The sequence below is a fragment of the Salmonirosea aquatica genome, assembly GCF_009296315.1.
GTDB lineage: Bacteria > Bacteroidota > Bacteroidia > Cytophagales > Spirosomataceae > Salmonirosea > Salmonirosea aquatica.
In genome coordinates this window covers 190,056-205,610 of record NZ_WHLY01000004.1, presented here as the reverse complement: position 1 = coordinate 205,610, position 15,555 = coordinate 190,056, and the positions used below count along the sequence as shown (strand labels likewise).

Annotated in this window: 13 protein-coding genes; 7 read left to right on the top strand and 6 right to left on the bottom strand. The window is 51.4% G+C overall.

From position 1 onward, the window contains the following. Nucleotides 1–99: 99 nt before the first annotated feature. From GBK04_RS29575 to GBK04_RS31480, 3 genes are read right to left on the bottom strand one after another with little or no spacing between them, the layout of a single operon-like run. Complete coding sequence (locus GBK04_RS29575) at nucleotides 100–1,569, bottom strand: RagB/SusD family nutrient uptake outer membrane protein (protein ID WP_152766790.1); 1,470 nt, start codon at nucleotides 1,567–1,569, stop codon at nucleotides 100–102. A 52-nt stretch (nucleotides 1,570–1,621) separates the two neighbouring features. After that, on the bottom strand, nucleotides 1,622–2,782 hold the full coding sequence (locus GBK04_RS31485; RefSeq protein ID WP_373331554.1) for a SusC/RagA family TonB-linked outer membrane protein: 1,161 nt from the start codon (nucleotides 2,780–2,782) through the stop codon (nucleotides 1,622–1,624). Further along, nucleotides 2,779–4,617 carry a SusC/RagA family TonB-linked outer membrane protein gene (locus GBK04_RS31480; protein WP_373331553.1) on the bottom strand — a complete coding sequence of 613 codons (1,839 nt, stop codon included), beginning with the start codon at nucleotides 4,615–4,617 and terminating at the stop codon, nucleotides 2,779–2,781. Before GBK04_RS31480 ends, GBK04_RS31485 begins: the two co-directional genes overlap by 4 nt. Nucleotides 4,618–4,857: 240 nt before the next feature. Between GBK04_RS31480 and GBK04_RS29565 the strand changes: the two genes are divergently transcribed. The 3 genes from GBK04_RS29565 (at nucleotide 4,858) to GBK04_RS29555 (ending at nucleotide 8,041) form a co-directional block, all read left to right on the top strand. Further along, nucleotides 4,858–5,589, top strand: coding sequence for an IclR family transcriptional regulator (locus GBK04_RS29565; RefSeq protein WP_152766788.1), 732 nt, complete (start codon nucleotides 4,858–4,860; stop codon nucleotides 5,587–5,589). A gap of 867 nt (nucleotides 5,590–6,456) precedes the next feature. After that, nucleotides 6,457–6,852: a response regulator gene (locus tag GBK04_RS29560; protein WP_373331552.1), complete on the top strand. Its 396-nt coding sequence runs from the start codon at nucleotides 6,457–6,459 to the stop codon at nucleotides 6,850–6,852. A 91-nt stretch (nucleotides 6,853–6,943) separates the two neighbouring features. Further along, nucleotides 6,944–8,041: a GAF and PAS domain-containing protein gene (locus GBK04_RS29555; RefSeq protein ID WP_152766784.1), complete on the top strand. Its 1,098-nt coding sequence runs from the start codon at nucleotides 6,944–6,946 to the stop codon at nucleotides 8,039–8,041. 131 nt (nucleotides 8,042–8,172) lie between these two features. On the opposite strand, the gene GBK04_RS29550 is transcribed toward GBK04_RS29555, so the two are convergent. Next, nucleotides 8,173–8,448 carry a hypothetical protein gene (locus GBK04_RS29550; RefSeq protein ID WP_152766782.1) on the bottom strand — a complete coding sequence of 92 codons (276 nt, stop codon included), beginning with the start codon at nucleotides 8,446–8,448 and terminating at the stop codon, nucleotides 8,173–8,175. A gap of 387 nt (nucleotides 8,449–8,835) precedes the next feature. Here GBK04_RS29550 and GBK04_RS29545 point away from each other — a divergent pair, with 387 nt between their 5' ends. From GBK04_RS29545 to GBK04_RS29535, 3 genes are read left to right on the top strand one after another with little or no spacing between them, the layout of a single operon-like run. Beyond that, nucleotides 8,836–9,900 (top strand): sensor histidine kinase, encoded by a 1,065-nt coding sequence (locus GBK04_RS29545; protein ID WP_152766780.1) that lies wholly within the window; start codon nucleotides 8,836–8,838, stop codon nucleotides 9,898–9,900. Nucleotides 9,901–9,915: 15 nt separating this feature from the next. Next, nucleotides 9,916–11,400, top strand: a complete 1,485-nt coding sequence (locus tag GBK04_RS29540; protein ID WP_152766778.1) for a redoxin family protein — start codon at nucleotides 9,916–9,918, stop codon at nucleotides 11,398–11,400. Next, nucleotides 11,400–12,083, top strand: coding sequence for a LytR/AlgR family response regulator transcription factor (locus GBK04_RS29535; protein WP_152766776.1), 684 nt, complete (start codon nucleotides 11,400–11,402; stop codon nucleotides 12,081–12,083). The genes GBK04_RS29540 and GBK04_RS29535 overlap by 1 nt, the downstream gene beginning before the upstream one ends. A 140-nt stretch (nucleotides 12,084–12,223) precedes the next feature. Here the strand turns inward: GBK04_RS29535 and GBK04_RS29530 are convergent, their stop codons facing one another. Both GBK04_RS29530 and GBK04_RS29525 read right to left on the bottom strand, forming a co-directional pair. Then, the gene (locus GBK04_RS29530) at nucleotides 12,224–12,907 is read right to left on the bottom strand and encodes a LytR/AlgR family response regulator transcription factor (protein WP_152766774.1); all 684 of its coding nucleotides are present in this window, start codon (nucleotides 12,905–12,907) and stop codon (nucleotides 12,224–12,226) included. Between the two features lie 84 nt (nucleotides 12,908–12,991). Further along, a complete protein-coding gene (locus GBK04_RS29525) occupies nucleotides 12,992–14,521 on the bottom strand; it encodes a sensor histidine kinase (RefSeq protein ID WP_152766772.1) in 1,530 nt (509 codons plus the stop codon). A 582-nt stretch (nucleotides 14,522–15,103) separates the two neighbouring features. Between GBK04_RS29525 and GBK04_RS29520 the strand changes: the two genes are divergently transcribed. Further along, nucleotides 15,104–15,517, top strand: coding sequence for a hypothetical protein (locus GBK04_RS29520; protein WP_152766770.1), 414 nt, complete (start codon nucleotides 15,104–15,106; stop codon nucleotides 15,515–15,517). Nucleotides 15,518–15,555: the final 38 nt, after the last annotated feature.

Below are 15,555 nucleotides of genomic sequence, written 5' to 3'. Positions count from 1 at the left end.
TACTGATTCGCTAACAAACCTCCTTGTTTATACATCATGTGAAGCGTGTAAAAGGAGGAGTAGGAGCTGGTACCTATCGCTCCTCCCTAATTCACTTTATTAATACCCCGGATTCTGATCCTTGCTGGCATCCAGGGCTGTATTGAAATTTAGTTCGCCATTGGGAATAGGCCAGAACAGGTGTTTATCGGCCACATCCTTACCCGTCGCTTCTTTTATCCGGCGTTTGAGCTCAGGAATGCCGAGTCGCTTAAGGTCCAGCCAGCGTTTGGCTTCATACTGCGTTTCGTAGCCGCGCTCTTTGATAACCTGGTCGTTAAAGGTTGATGCCGTGAAGTCGGTCAGTTTGAAATCTACCGGGGAAGCCGTTGTTGCTGGTTGGCCGTAAGCCCGGCGATGAACCTGATTGAGCGCTTCAAGCGCTGCTGGGGTTGGGCCGTTCCCGGCGCGGGAAGCCGCTTCGGCGTAAAGCAGCAGAATATCAGCATAACGGTAGATCGGAAAATCATTTCCAGCCCCGGTACTCGTAGGTGCTAACGGGTCAGAGAATTTTTTGCAGAGGACGCTGTTGGCTCCTAGACCGATGTTCCACGCATACCAAAAGGCACTTTTGCGGAGGTCGCCGCTTTCCCAGTTCTTTTGCACCAAGTTTGCTTGCGAATCTGAATAGTGGGCGTAGAATCCGCCAGCCCCGTGAAGTCTGGAGCCAGGGTGATGGGCAAACATAGCGAGGTACATACCTTGCGCGTTTTGACGGGTCATTTTCAAATACCAAATTTCCTCGGGCGTATTGATGACCGTCGGGCCAAAAACCTTTTCAAAATCAGAAGCCACGGTTACGGGAACAAGCGAAAATTGCCCTGACTTGATTATCTCATCGGCCTTGTCGCGGGCTTCGGCATATTGATTTCGGGTAAAATACACCTCAGCCAGTGCCGCCTTAGCAGCCCATTTTGTCACGCGGCCAATCTGCGCAGGCTTGTCGGGCAAATTGGCTTCTGCTTCTTTGAGGTCATTCACTATAAGCGTGTAGACTTCCTCCACTGAGTTGCGCTTGATGTTGGGTTCGTTCAGCGTTGCCTCGGTACGGATAGGGACTCCTCCCCAGTTCCTGACGAGCCAGAAGTAATTAAAGGCCCGCAGGAATTTTGCTTCGGCTACGTATTTCTTTATATCAGCAGAACTGATGGATGAGCCATTGGGAGCATTCTGAATAACTAAGTTTGCGTTGCGAATGCTAAGGTAAAATAACCGCCAGCCTTCGTCGGTACGGGGAATGTTGGTACTGTTCAACCCCTGAAAATCGCTCAGAACGCCATAGCTACCTCGCCCGTAACTGTAATCGGTATAGGCTTCAAGTTGTGCACCCAACTGACCGCTGATGTTGTTGGTAGCCCGTAAAGGTTCGTAGACTGCATTGACCGCAGATTCTACTTCGGAAGCCGTATTGTAAAAGGTCTCAACTGCTATGGATTTGGGAGCTTCGACCAGCAAATCCTGGCAGGAAACACCTACCAGCCCCAAGAGTGTTAGGATAATAAAGACTAATTTCTTTTGTATATTTTTCATCGTTTTTTTACGCTTAAAGATGGTTTACTGCCTTACTTTTTTGAGTAAGTATTTAGAAGCCCAGCCGCACGCCAAACGTAACGGCTTTGGACGTGGGGTAGCTGTAATGGTCGATACCCTGACCAATGGAATTGGCCCCACCCTGCGAGTTGGTTTCGGGATCCCACCAAGAGTATTTTGTGAGGGTCAGCAGATTCTGGCCACTGGCATACACTTGGGCCGATCGTAACCAACCTACTCCCCATTGCTGCAGAGGCAGGTTATATGCCAATTGGATAGTCCGTAGCCGTAAATACGATCCATCTTCAACAAGTCGGTCGGAGTAGTTGTAAGAGTTAGACCGGGAAATGACCGGATACTTGGCGTTGGTATTGGTGGGTGTCCAATGGTCATAGAATACCTCGCGCGGCATGTTCAACCCAAAACCATAATCGAGTGTATTATTTACCGAACTGACATTCAGGATATCATTACCCTGCGTCCCCTGAATGAATAAAGTCAGTTCCAGGCCTTTGTATGACATAGCCGAATTAATACCGTAGATGAAATTAGGGTTGGGGTTTCCGATAATGGCTTTGTCAAACTGGTTAATGACTCCATCGCCGTTCAGGTCTATGTATTTCTCTTTGCCCAAATCTGTATACCCATCCCGGATATAGCCGTAGAACACACTCATGGGTTCTCCTTCGCGCAACAGATTGGCCGCGTCGTTAATCAGAGTTACCCCAATATTTCCTCCCAGAATATCGTCCCCATTGTACAGCTTGACTACTTTGTTGCGGTTAAAGGAAATATTGCCCCCCAAATCCCATTTGAAGGCTTTATCGATAATTCTGGCATCCAGAGCGACCTCAACCCCTTTGTTCTGAATCTGGCCCACATTCTGAATGGTGCTGGTGAAGCCGAAACCTATCGGCAATTGCACGGTGTTGAGCAAATCGCGCGTGTTCTTGATATAATAGTCGAGTGTCAGCCGGTAGCGATTGTTGAAGAAGGCCGCGTCGATGCCGAAGTCGGTTTGCTCAGTGGTTTCCCATTTCAGGTTGCCCGGCAGGCGGGTGCCGGGGGCGAAGGTATTGTAGAGCGCGTCGTCAAAGACAGTTTTACTGCCATTAAGGTTGTTGAGCGTAGCATAAGCCCCGATAGCCTGGCTACCGGTCAGCCCCCAACTACTACGTACTTTCAGATCAGAAATCAGGGAGTTACTTTTCAAAAACTCTTCTTCCGAAACCCGCCACGCCAGGGCTGCCGAAGGGAAATACCCCCACTTCCCCCCTCGCTGTATTTAGAAGAACCATCGGCCCGGAAGCTGACGGTAGCCAGGTACTTGCTGTTGTAACTATAATTAATCCGGCCCAGATACGAGAGCAGTACACTTTTAGAGTAGCCCGAGTTAGGAATGCCCGGCGTAGTGGCTCCCTCCAGATTGGCAGTTTCGGTTATGTCACTTAAAAACCCAACACCCGAAGCACTCAATGACGTACTCACGAAATCCTGGTAAGTAAAACCAGCCACCGCTGAGATATTATGCTTATCGCCCAGGGTTTTGGTGTAGCTAATCGTGTTCTCGCTCAGCAGGCTTCTGAACTGTGAAGTGGATACACTGGCTGATCCCTGCGAATTGATGAAGTTGGTGGTTGTGTAGCCGTCAGTGCGGTCGTCCGTGTTTTCAATTCCCCCTGCCACTTTAATGGCCAGGCCGTCGAAAGGCTTAAACGTTAGCGCTACATTAGCCAGCACCTTGTTGGAATTCACATCGTTAGACTGTTCATTGATGTGATTCAGCGGATTGGTTAATACATTGGAGATAAACGGATAGGCCGTGGCTAGTACCCGGTACGAACCGTCCTCATTATAGGGTGTGAGCGTGGGTGGCGCCGAAATGGCGGCGGCAATCATAGTACCGCCGCGGTTTCCCCCTGCGCTATTTCGTTGACTGGTTTTGACGTTGGTCAGGGTAGCTCCATACGAAACGCTGAATAGTTTGCTGATGTCGGTGTTGACATTAGCCCGCAGTGAATAGCGGTTATAATCGCTGCCTTTAATGATACCCTCCTGATTGAAAATACTGCCTCCCAATGAGAAACGGGTCTTTTCGTTGCCACCGCTCACGGTCAGATTGTGGGTTTGCATGGGTGCCTTGCGAAATACAAGATCCTGCCAGTCAAAGCCTTCTCCGAAGCTGTCAATCTGTTGCTGAGTAAAGTAGGGGTTCACATTATCGTTGGCGGCCTGTTCGTTATAAAATTGAGCGTACTCTTTGGCGTTCATGAGGTCAAGTTTCCTACGAAGGGACTGGGTACTGTAACTACCCTCATAATCCACTTGCATTTTACCCGCAGTGCCGCGTTTGGTTGTGATCAATACTACACCGTTTGCACCCCGCGACCCGTAAATAGCCGTAGCAGAAGCATCTTTCAGAATCTCAATACTCTCAATGTCAGAATTGTTAAGTACAGTGGGGTTGCTACCCGAAGTCGGAAAGCCATCAATTACGTACAGCGGTTCGTTACTGCCCTGCACCGAGTTGGTTCCCCGGATTCGGACGCTGACGGAGGCACCCGGCGCGCCAGTGTTCTGCGTCACCTGTACACCGGGAGCACGTCCTGAAAGTGCCTGCAATACATTCGTAGCCGGAAAAGCATTAATTTCCTTGGCTTTGACGGAGGCTAAGGAACCCGTTAAGTCCGATTTCCTGACCGTTCCGTAACCCACCACGACTATTTCATTAAGCGATTTGTTATCCTCTTCGAGGAAGACATCCAATTGAGTCCGGCCATTCACGTCAATACGCTGTGAAACGTAGCCGATATAGGAAAAAACAATAGCTGCATTGGCCGAAGGCAATGCAAGCACGTAACGACCCTCGGCATCCGTTGTAGTGCCAGTTGTAGTACCCTCCACCAAAACATTCACGCCTGGTAGTGGCTGTTGGTTTTCTGCCATAAAAACGCGACCGACGATGGCTAGCCCCTGTCCAGTGGAGAGGCTAGTGAACCAGAGCATGACATAAAAACTGCCCATCATTCTGTAAAGTGCTTTCTGCATAAGATGAGAATGATTAAATTCAATTATATAAAATTGATTATAATAATGATTGAATATTGATTTATATAAATGAATATTCCAAACTAATACTGTAATTTTTACTTTAAATAGTTATAAATATTAAAATTATATATAATAAATCTTTGTAAATCAATCTATTATATATTGAAAAAAAATTAAACCATATAAATTGTTTTTATAACAATAGAAAATATAACTTTACAATATAAAAATAATAATATGATACAAGTACTCAACCGGGCCTTTGATATTCTGGAATATGTATCCGTAGAGCCTACCCGCCCTAAGTTACTTTCCGAAGTAGCCGAGGCCGTGAACCTGAATTTAGGCACATGTGCCAACATCATGAAAACAATGGTCAGCCGGCGATATCTGGATCAGGTGGGAGTAAAAAAGGGGTACACTTTGGGAGCCAGAGCCTATCTGTTAACGGGTAATAGCGCTTATAGGAAAGATATTCTAGAAGCCGCCCGTCCGGCGATGGTTGATTTAATGAAGCAGCTCAACGAGAGTTGTGTGCTGGCTGTGCTAAATGGCAATAAGCGGTTGATTATTCATCGGGAACTCTGTGACCATTCATTGCAGGTACATACTTCCGACGAAAAGCACGTGTACGATTCGGCATCGGGCCGATTGTTGGTGGGCATGATGAACGATACAGATCTGGTCAAGTTTAAATCCCGGTATGGCCTGCCGACCGAAGACGTGTGGCCAGAAGCCATCACTGAACCTGGTTTTTATAGCCAGATGCAACTCATAAGAAAACAGGGATATGCCTTTCAGGAAACCAGTCGGCAAGTAGTGGGCTATGCGATGGCCATTCGCAGGGAAGAGGAAGTGGTTAGTAGCCTGAGTGTTTATCTGCCAACTTACCGCCACACCTCGGAGAAAGCACTTGAGGTAATTACACACTTGAAGCAAGCTACAGAGCGGATTGAACAGGTGCTATAGCCAAGTGGTAAATGCAGATGTTTGTTTCATCTATGTAGGTAATTTTAGTGATTCCCCAAAAGGAACTCTCAATCGCTTTGTTGATTTAGTATGGAATCGACTACACAGAAGGTGATCAGTTTCTGGCTATCCCACAGATCACACGGCTGGGCGATTTTGGATTGAGAACCAACGATCATAATAACCAAACCGATATTCGAAGGTGTTATTCTTCCATCGTTAGGTTCAAGACCTTTTTATGCCAACCGCTGTTACTGCTTGTTTGATTTAGGAAAACACGCTGACTCTATGCTCTGTCAGGCTGCTTTTTTTCCGGTTCTCCGGTTTTATTCAAAAAGCAGAATACCGTACCCACGGGTACTCCCAAGGTAACCCAGGACAAGACATCCCAGACTCCATCCCCCGTCAGAGCGGAAATCAAGCCGAGGCCCGAGCTGCTTCCGATTTTTTTTAAAACAAAGAGTTATTTTTGTATCTATGATAAAAAAACGGTAACCATACAGTGCCATTTATGCCTTGTAGCAAAGGTAGGTGAATACAAAAAAATACTGACATCGGGTAAATGGAGCTTCTGAGGGCAGAAAACAAAGCAGTAGGGGTCGATTCTGGGATATATTTATGCGCCCATCTTAGTTTTAAGAACAAAGGGCATGCTATTTGTTGTAACTTCGTGTGTTTTCCTGATCAATTCGTAAAGGCCTGTTGAAAGGCACTCAATTTCCCAGCCTGGGCAACTCGAACCGGGCTTTCGCCTGTGACCTAGGACTAAGTTGTAAGCCGGTTCTGTTGATTGGTCAAAAAGGACCCGTACCCGACAGTCCATCCCAATCCTTGGAAGCCCGTACTTCCATGACAATTTTTACTACGATGAAACCACCCATGAGAGTAGCCATCATCGATGACAACCAGGTTTACCGGTTCATCGCCAAAAAACTGATTCAAAGGGCCGCTCCCTGGGCTACGCTGATTGAACTACACGATGGTCAGCAGGCCATCGATTTCATGCTGCCTAGGCGGGATCAACCTTCAGAACTGCCTGGGCTCATATTGCTGGACATCAACATGCCCAATCTCAACGGCTGGCAGTTCCTCGATGAGCTGAGAAAGATCAGGATTGCCACCTACCGCCCCACCATCTATATCGTAAGCTCTTCCAATTCCCCGGAAGATATCGATGCGGCCGCCACCTACCCCGAAATCAAGGGATACCTGACCAAGCCTTTACAGATGACCGTTATCGAAGGCCTCCTGGCGGAACTCTGACCAAGCATTAGGCTCGCAGAGCTGGTGTTTTTACCCTATTTTTCCAGAATTCAATTGTATGATACCCAGTGTAAGTTAAACCCGATACTGTATGGAGATATCAAATAACGAGGGATTGAGGTTGCAGGAGGTCAGAAGATTCATGGGCCTTGATTTGATGGCGCACCCCGAACTACAGGAGATCGTCGGCCTCGCGGCTGAACTTTGCGAAAAACCGTTGGCCTTCCTGACGATGCTGGACGAGCAGACCAACTGGTTGCAAGTAGCCGCCGGTATCAAGGTTGAAGCTGTGCCCCGTGCTACATCATTCTGCCGGTACACCATTGAGCAGGATGAGGTGATGGTCGTCTCCGATGCCACCCGGGACTCCCGTTTCCAGGATAACCCCTACGTTGTTAGCGATCAGGGCGTACAGTTCTATGCGGGGGTGCCCCTGGTGTTGCAGAACGGCCTGAAATTGGGAACCCTATGCGTGCTTGATCAAAAACCAGGCAGTCTGACTCCCTTACAAGCCAAAGGATTATTGGTTCTTTCCAAGCAGGCCACCCTGGTGCTCGAACTGCAGATGAGCCAGACCCTTCTCGAGCAGCAGGTGGCCGAAACATTGGTCAAGAACGAGCTGCTCAGGAAAATCTCCTTCATGCAGTCGCACGAGATCAGGCACCCGCTCACCAATATCCTCGGTCTGGTGGACCTGGTGAAGGAAGGCCAGTTGGGTGTAGACGATGAATGGATCGATATGCTGGTCGATGAAGCCCATATCCTGGATGGCAAAATAAACGAAGTCGTCACGGATTCCCTCGGAATCAATGATTTCAGGTATTTGCGCAATCAAAAGATGGTCGAGGAGATCGAAGACTATGCCATTCTTATTCTTGACGAGAAGGGAAATGTCGAAAACTGGAACAAAGGGGCCGAAGTCCTCAAAGGGTACAAGGCGAAGGAAATCATCGGCCGAAATTTTAGCATATTTTATACCGAGGAGGACAAACGGAGCCATCGCCCCCAGGAGTTGATAAAAGGGGCAATTAGAGAGGGAAGGGCCCGGGATACGGGGTGGCGGGTCCGTAAGGATGGTACCCGGTTCTGGGGCAGTACCGTCATTACGGCCATGCATGGCTACAACGGCGAAGTAATTGGCTTCACCAAAGTCACCCGGGATCTTTCCGGGGTGCTGTTGGAGGAATGAATGCGTCCGCCCCTGGGTACGGCGGGCGTGTCCAGGCACAAAGAGGGGAGCCTATGGCTCCCCTCTTTGTCGATTACTAAATCAAATAAACACATTCTTTCGAATCCTGGCTATCCGATCATAGAGTAAACCTACTCCACTTTCAGGCGTGGGCAGTGTTTCAGCACCTGATCGAGGTCCAGCTTCCGCTTTTGCTCGCTATCGTAGTACCAGGTACGCACCACCTGGCCGTCTGTCCCACAAAAATAGAGTACCCACACGTTGGGTTTGGCAGGGTAGGGCGGACTGAGTCTGATGGTGGCAACTTCGGAGTCTTCAACCGACAGGTTGTGCAGTCCGATACTGAATTTACTTTTCAACAGGGCCATGGCTATATCTTCACGTAGAGGGTGGGAGTGTGCGCGCATAAATAAGACGGTGAGCTACCCGAAACGCACTAGTCGTAATCGTTTGAGGGCGCACGGGCACCGACGAAAGGCGTCTGCAAATCGACTAACGGCCTAATGTCAATCGTTCCCGGAAATGTGGCCCCGTGTGAGGAAAAATGTAAACCAGTGATATTTGACAGGCTCAAATGGCCCCGAATGATCAGGGCGCCCACTACTTCGGAATAGGTAACATCACTGTTACATTGCCTTGACAGCTACACAACGGCAGGTAAAGCGGAACAGGAAGATCAAATAAGGCGCGTAGGGTCCCCGGCAAGCTTTCTTACACCCCAAAGTTGATGGCCTTCACCCCTTTTATTTTCAGGTCTCATGACGGCAGGGTTACTTTGGAACAAATAATCAGCTATGCGTTTCAAGACAGACATTCATCCGTATTCCTTAGGGTACCAATGGCTATTCCACGCCTTGATCGCGTGGTTTCTGCTGAATCTGAATGATTCCGTATCCTACTGGTTGGAAATCCAAAGAAATGGTCCCTACATCTTTAATCCAGACGGAAGCCCCTACTCCCAGTGGGACCGGTTCGCCAATCACAACTACAATCAGAGCGTTTGGGTAGTGATCCTGGTGGGGACGGGGTTCATCGAGGCCAACTACCACCTGTCCTTCCGGAGGCGCACGCTCAGGTTTTTCCTGGGTAGCACGCTGCTGGCGGGCGTTGTCTTTCAGGCGTTCCTTTTCCTGTTCAATCGATGGAAGCTGGGGGTACAGCCCGCACTCACCTTCGGCCCGTTTCTCGCCTTCATACTGTATGCCTGCTTTCACGCCCTGCTTCGGAACTTTGTGCAGCAGCGCCTGGACCGGTCCGAGCAGAGGGTGCATCAATCGGAGGCAGAAGTCAATGCCCTGAAAGCCCAGATCAATCCCCATTTCTTTTTCAATGCCCTAAACAACATCTATGGCACAGCCCTTGACGAACAGGCCGAACGCACGGCCGAAAGCATAGAACAATTGTCGGGCCTGATGCGCTACACGATGCGGCAGGCGCAGCAGAAACATGTGCCGGTCCAGGAAGAGATGGATTTCATCAGGGACTACCTGCAGCTGCAGCGGGTACGGCTGCCCGTTAAAGAAACGATTCGGATCGATACCCAAACTCATTACGATGGACAACCTGCCCGCATAGCCCCGTTGCTGTTGATTCCGTTCGTCGAAAATGCCTTCAGGTACGGCATCAGCATGGATCACTCCTGTTTTTTGTCTCTCCGCCTGACCGTAGAGAATAGGGAGCTGACCTTTGTGCTGGAAAACAGTGTGTTACCCGGAAGAGAAAGGCTAAAAGGGCAGGGGATCGGGCTGGTCAATGTCCAGAAACGCCTGGACCTGCTGTATCCAGGCACCCATCAGCTGGTTATGCGCGAGAGTCCGGATTATTACCGAGTGGAACTACACATTCAACTTTATTCCTAATAAACAGTTTATTTTATGCGATTACTATTCTTTTGTGCCGCCCTGGTGGCAAGTACGGTTGCGCAGGCGCAAATGACGTTCTCAGGCCGGATTAACCCGGTTGAGTTACAGTCAGACCTAGTGGTGAATGTACCCTATGATTGCTGGTATGACGCTGCCAATTCTACCCGAATCAAGCCGGATGCGCAGGGGCGGTTTTCCCTGGTGCTACCGGTGAACAAACCCCAGGTCTTTTTCCTGGATTACCGGGGACAGCGGCTTTTTCTGTACGCCGAGCCGGACGCGTCCCTGTCGGTCAGCATTCAATCCAGTGGGGTAGATAGCCTGCGGTTTGGAGGAACTTTGGGCGGGGAAAATCAGCTCCGCCACCAGCTGGGTTTGAGTCTCAATCTTCTGGGGCCTCAAAGCTGGAATGATACGCTTACCCCACCCGTAGAGATACTGGACATAATTCGCCAAAATCAGGTGACCGCCGCAGAACAATTGTCGGGGAAGGCCGGATCCATGTCCCCGGCCTTCCGGCGGATTACGAAGGCTGACATCCAATTCTTTGCTTCCAGCAAGATGTGGGACCTGGCCTGGAAGAACGGGGTCTGGACCACGGAAAACAAGTCTGGTTTCAGCAAAGATGCGTGGCGGGTTGCGCTGGTGAAGGCCCACCAAAACCTGAACCTGTCGGATACCCTGGCCCTGGACAGCTATCATTATCAAACCACCATGGCCTACTACCCGCGCTTTCTAGAGTACAGGTCAGCTACCAAAGAGGAGTTCATGCGATTGGCAGAAGAAATTTTCCACAAGCCCTTTGCCGAAGTGAAAAACGAGGTGAAGCAGAAAGGCCAACGTTACTGGGAGTATGCGGCTCTGAACTATGGGCTTGAGGGGATCGCCCGGGAGCATGCCCTGGCCGCTTTTCTGCGGCGGGGTGTCGTGACCGGAGATTTGGAATACCTGCGGGAGGCGTACGAGGATTTCATCCGGCGATTCCCCACGAGCCGGTACCGGCCCGAAGTTGAAACTACCATGGAGCCCTATCTGACCAGTCTTGCGCAAAACGAACAGCCGGGTATTCATCTGGTCCCCGGCTCGCAAGAAATCCCTTCCCTCGACTCCGTGCTGGCTGCCCACCGCGGCCGGGTGGTTTACGTGGACATGTGGGGCAGCTGGTGTGGCCCTTGCCGTACTGAATTTGCGTATACTCAGGAATTGAAGGACCGGTTCAAAGATCTGCCCGTCGATTTCGTGTACATCGCCGTTGAACATAGTCCGGCAGCGGAGAAACGGTGGCGTGACACCATCGCATTTTATGATCTGACGGGAGATCACGTACTGGCGGGAAAGGAATTGGAGAAATCGCTGCGGGATATGTACACCCAAACTGGGAATTTCCAGTTTCCCTCCTATATCTTAGTGGATAAGGCCGGGAAGATTGTCACAATCCAAGCCCCTCGTCCGTCGGATCAGGAAAAATTGTATGAACAAATCGAACAGTTATTATAATGCCGGGCAACCATCAGAAAATCAGTTGTATTGCCGTAGACGATGAGCCTATTGGCCTGAGTATCATTGAAGCACACGCCGCCAAAATACCCTATCTGGACCTGCGGGCCTGCTTCACCAGCACCACCGAGGCCATGAACTACTTACGTAGGCAGCCCGTTGATCTGGTGTTTCTGGATATAGAAATGCCGGATCTTCCCGGGCTGGAGATGGCCCGACTGATCGGGACACAGAGCCGGATCATTTTCACGACCGCTTATCCCGATTACGCGGTCGATGGCTTTGAGCTGGCTGCGGTCGACTACCTGCTCAAGCCTGTTTCCCTGAAGCGTTTTTTTCAGGCGTGCGACCGGGTGCAGCCTTTGCAGATGGAACTGGAAAACGGCTTGTTCGTTAAGGCTGGCCACGACTGGGTGCGGGTGGATCTTTCGGAACTCCTGTACCTGAAGGCTGACGACAACTACCTGACCTTTTTTGAGGGCCGGCAAGCCACCCTCACCCGGATGACGCTCACCGAAGCCCTGGGCCTGCTCCCGGAAAACCAGTTCATCCGCGTCCACAAATCCTATATCGTCTCGCTGAGGCACCTTGATAAAATCGAGCGGCACCAGGTGACGGTGGCCGGAATCCAAATACCACTGTCAAACCCCTACCGCCAGCCACTGGTGGGCCGGATCAGCTGAGCCCGCATTCCAACAAAAGCAGCCCTTGAAAAATTGGAATAAAGGGAGTCCCGTGGGCTTTACGCACCGTCGGCCAGTTAGCATTTATGGGGTATCAGCAGGAAGGAAAAGTCTGATCGGGGGCATGGATCGATCCCCACCTACCGGTTGAGCACCGCCATCAGGTTCAGCCGGTAGGCCTCACTGACGGGCACCGTCCGCCGTCCCAGCGTCACCTGGTGCCGTTCCGCCTTCTCAATGTGGTCCAGGGCCACCACGTAGGAACGATGCACCCGCACAAACCGGTCGGCGGGCAGCAGCTGGATGGCTTCCTGGAAAGTCGTGCGGGACAGCACAGTTTTATCCCTCAGCACAAAGTTGACGTAGTTGCCCGTAGCCTCCAGGTAGAGGATATCCTCGAAAAGTACCCGCTGCTGCTCATAGCCCGTTTTGACGTACAGGTGATTCTGCTCTTCGGGTGAGTTCCGTAGGTTGTGCAGCTCCAGGGCCTTGTTGCAGCCCTTCATGAAGCGTGCCAGTGAAAAAGGCTTCAGCAGGTAATCCACCGCATCCAGCTCGTAACCCGTCACGGCATGCTCCGGGTAGGCCGTGGTAAAGATCAGCAGGGGCTTCCGGCTCAGGCTCTGGAAAAACTCAATGCCGGAAATATCGGGCATCTTGATGTCGAGGAAGATCAGGTCCACGCTCTCGTGCTGCAGGTACTCCATGGCCTTGAAAGCGTCCGTGAATTCGGCCTGCAGCCGCAGGAACGGTACTTTGGACGCGTGTGCTTTCACAACCTCCAGGGCAATGGGCTCATCATCAAGGGCAATGGACTTTATCATGACTTGCAAACAAAACAGGATGATCAGCTTTGGACAAAGATACGGCACACGCCCTACGAATCAACAGCGGCTTCCTGTACCCTCTTACTGTAAGCGGAGAGTCAGGTGTACGAAAAACTCCCGGGCGGTCTCGCGGATCATCAGCTCGTGCCGACCGGGGTACAGCAGCTGCAGCCGTTGCCGCACATTGGGTAGCCCTATCCCGCTGTGGTCCTTCTCAGGATCGCTCCCCTGTCGGGTGTGCCTGCTGTTATGGACATCAAAATCCAGGGTACCCTCCCTTACTTCCAGTGAAATCACAATATGGGAAGGCTCCCGAAAACTGATACCGTGCTTGAAGGCGTTCTCCACGAAGGGGATCAGCAGCATGGGCGCAATCTGGACCGGATGCAGGGGCGGTTGGATCTCGACCTGGACGCGAATGCTGGGATTGGGGTCGGTGCGCAGCTTCTGCAGGCTGACGTAATTGGTCAGGTACTCCACCTCCCGGACCAGGGGTATCTTTTCCTGCATATTCTCCTGGAGCATGAACCGCATCATATCCCCCAGTTTTTCGATCCCCTCACTGGTACGCTCGGCCTTTTCCTGAATCGCCGTCCCGTAAATGGTGTTCAGGGCGTTGAACAGGAAATGGGGGTTGATCTGCGAACGGAGGAAATCCACGTTCGCGTGCGTTTGGCCCAGTTCCTTCTTGAGCACGAACAATTCCTCGTTGCCCCGGGCGTAACGCCCGAAAAGTACCCAGGCCAGCGGCGCCGTGATCACCAGGTGGCAAACGGCGGCAAACGATGTGATGCCCAGGGCGGTTTCGGCGTCGTTGGATAGCGCGGTCAGCAGCAGGAACAGGGGCACTACGGAAGCCACGAGCGTCAGCACGATCCGCAACAGGTAGGCCAGCGGCGGCCTTTTCTTCCCGAGTGAGGCCGGTATGAGCCGGAAGAACGCCAGGCCGTACAGGGCGGTGCCGGTAGGAATGATGGTCCCCCACCCCAGGACCAGCTCGCCCGGCACCTGGGCCAGCAGAAGCAGCACCAGGCTGGCAAACCACACCGCCAGCGCCCCAAGGCCATCCCTGGTAACGGGGCGGTATCGGGGCGGAATGGAGTCGGGCTCGGCAAGCAGTCGCAGGGCCAGGTGCCTGAGAATGTTGTAGACGGCAACCATGACTATGAGGATAAAGCCATCCACGAAGCTGTCGCGAAAAACGATACCGTAAAAGGCCCCTTCGCTATACGAGGCATCTTCGGCCAGAGGGGTGCCGTAGAGGTAATACCGGCGGTAGGTATCCGCCACGCCCAGCACCAGGCCCATACCCAGGAAAATCAGGAAGGTGAAGACAGCATGGGAGAAAACCTCCTCCCTCCTTAACAGCCGGGGAATGACGCGTAGGTGGAGTAACAGAAAAGCCCCGAAAAGGACGGTATAGCGGACCAGATTGGGAAAGAGGTAATTCTCGTAGTAGCCGAAAGGCAGCCGGACCTGGTCGAACTGGTACTTGGGGGTATCACCCAGCCCGCCGGTGAGCAGGAAGAAAACAAGGAACAGGTAGACAAAGGCGGCGACCCCTACCTCCGCCTTACGGACGGTATCCGGTCTTTTCAAAAGTTCAATCATGATGGACGGTTCGGTCAGGCAATGGGAAGAAATGGTCGTTAGGAAACCGGTAAATCAATTGGGCTAATGGATGCAACGCGACGGACGGATTGGCGGGTGATCCGGATTCGGTGGGACAAGATTAATCGACATGTCCCACGCCATGAAATAGCTGGGACGAAAACCCGGAAAAATGGGGCGGATGCAGAATCCTAGCATATGGCGGTAATGGGCTTTCTGTTTTTTTACCAATGCACATTGAAATGCAAATTGCTTTTAAAAGGAAATTTCAACGACCTGGTTTTTCATCTTCTGTCCCGATCCGATCTGCCCTTTCCGTTGGGGAGCGTTCGCAGGCCTGCCGTTTCATCCCTACTTCCTGCCCTTCCATCCCACTAAATTGAGAGAGTGGAGGGTACTGCGTAAGCTTGCACCCAGTTATAATCAACACCTGAATCTGACTTCCTTAAAAGCGGATAGTTCTCACAACCTGTCGATTCGGTCAGGTTCCGCCCACATCAGTCGGCCCCAGCGTGAAATCCGGTACCCAATCCATTGCATCTCATTTATCCCAGTTTATCATTCAACAACCTTATATCAACCATGAAAAGAGCCAGAATCATCCTGACGGCCGCCGTACTGGGCCTGCTGTTTACCCTCTCCCCCACCGCCCATGCCCAACTGACCGACACCCGGCCCACCTCGGCCCAGAAGCCCTCCTTCCGGGTGGGCATGTACCGTAAGGTCAACACCTTTACGATGAACCTTTCGATCGAGAAAAGACCGGGGGATATCCTAGTGGTCGAGCTCCTGGACGAGCGGGGCCGGGTTTTGCATAAGGATGCCCTGGGCCGCAGGCGACAGAATTACTCCCGGCTGCTGAATTTCGAAGAAGCCAGGGATGGCACCTACACGGTGGTGGTGAGGAACGGAGCCGAGGAAATCACCCGAGAGATCCACCTCTCCACGCAGACACTCTACGAAATGCCCAAAAGACAGCTTATTGTCCAGAACTGAAGGATTTGCTGGGCCCAGATTCATCCAATTGCCAAAGC

Bases quoted from the DNA above. Each gene is read 5' to 3' on its own strand.
- GBK04_RS29535 (WP_152766776.1), top strand. From the start codon at position 11,400: ATGCCGGGCAACCATCAGAAAATCAGTTGTATTGCCGTAGACGATGAG.
- GBK04_RS29555 (WP_152766784.1), top strand. From the start codon at position 6,944: ATGGAGATATCAAATAACGAGGGATTGAGGTTGCAGGAGGTCAGAAGA.
- GBK04_RS29545 (WP_152766780.1), top strand. From the start codon at position 8,836: ATGCGTTTCAAGACAGACATTCATCCGTATTCCTTAGGGTACCAATGG.
- GBK04_RS31480 (WP_373331553.1), bottom strand. From the start codon at position 4,617: ATGCAGAAAGCACTTTACAGAATGATGGGCAGTTTTTATGTCATGCTC.
- GBK04_RS29525 (WP_152766772.1), bottom strand. From the start codon at position 14,521: ATGATTGAACTTTTGAAAAGACCGGATACCGTCCGTAAGGCGGAGGTA.
- GBK04_RS29520 (WP_152766770.1), top strand. From the start codon at position 15,104: ATGAAAAGAGCCAGAATCATCCTGACGGCCGCCGTACTGGGCCTGCTG.
- GBK04_RS29540 (WP_152766778.1), top strand. From the start codon at position 9,916: ATGCGATTACTATTCTTTTGTGCCGCCCTGGTGGCAAGTACGGTTGCG.
- GBK04_RS29560 (WP_373331552.1), top strand. From the start codon at position 6,457: ATGAAACCACCCATGAGAGTAGCCATCATCGATGACAACCAGGTTTAC.
- GBK04_RS29575 (WP_152766790.1), bottom strand. From the start codon at position 1,569: ATGAAAAATATACAAAAGAAATTAGTCTTTATTATCCTAACACTCTTG.
- GBK04_RS29530 (WP_152766774.1), bottom strand. From the start codon at position 12,907: ATGATAAAGTCCATTGCCCTTGATGATGAGCCCATTGCCCTGGAGGTT.
- GBK04_RS29565 (WP_152766788.1), top strand. From the start codon at position 4,858: ATGATACAAGTACTCAACCGGGCCTTTGATATTCTGGAATATGTATCC.
- GBK04_RS29550 (WP_152766782.1), bottom strand. From the start codon at position 8,448: ATGCGCGCACACTCCCACCCTCTACGTGAAGATATAGCCATGGCCCTG.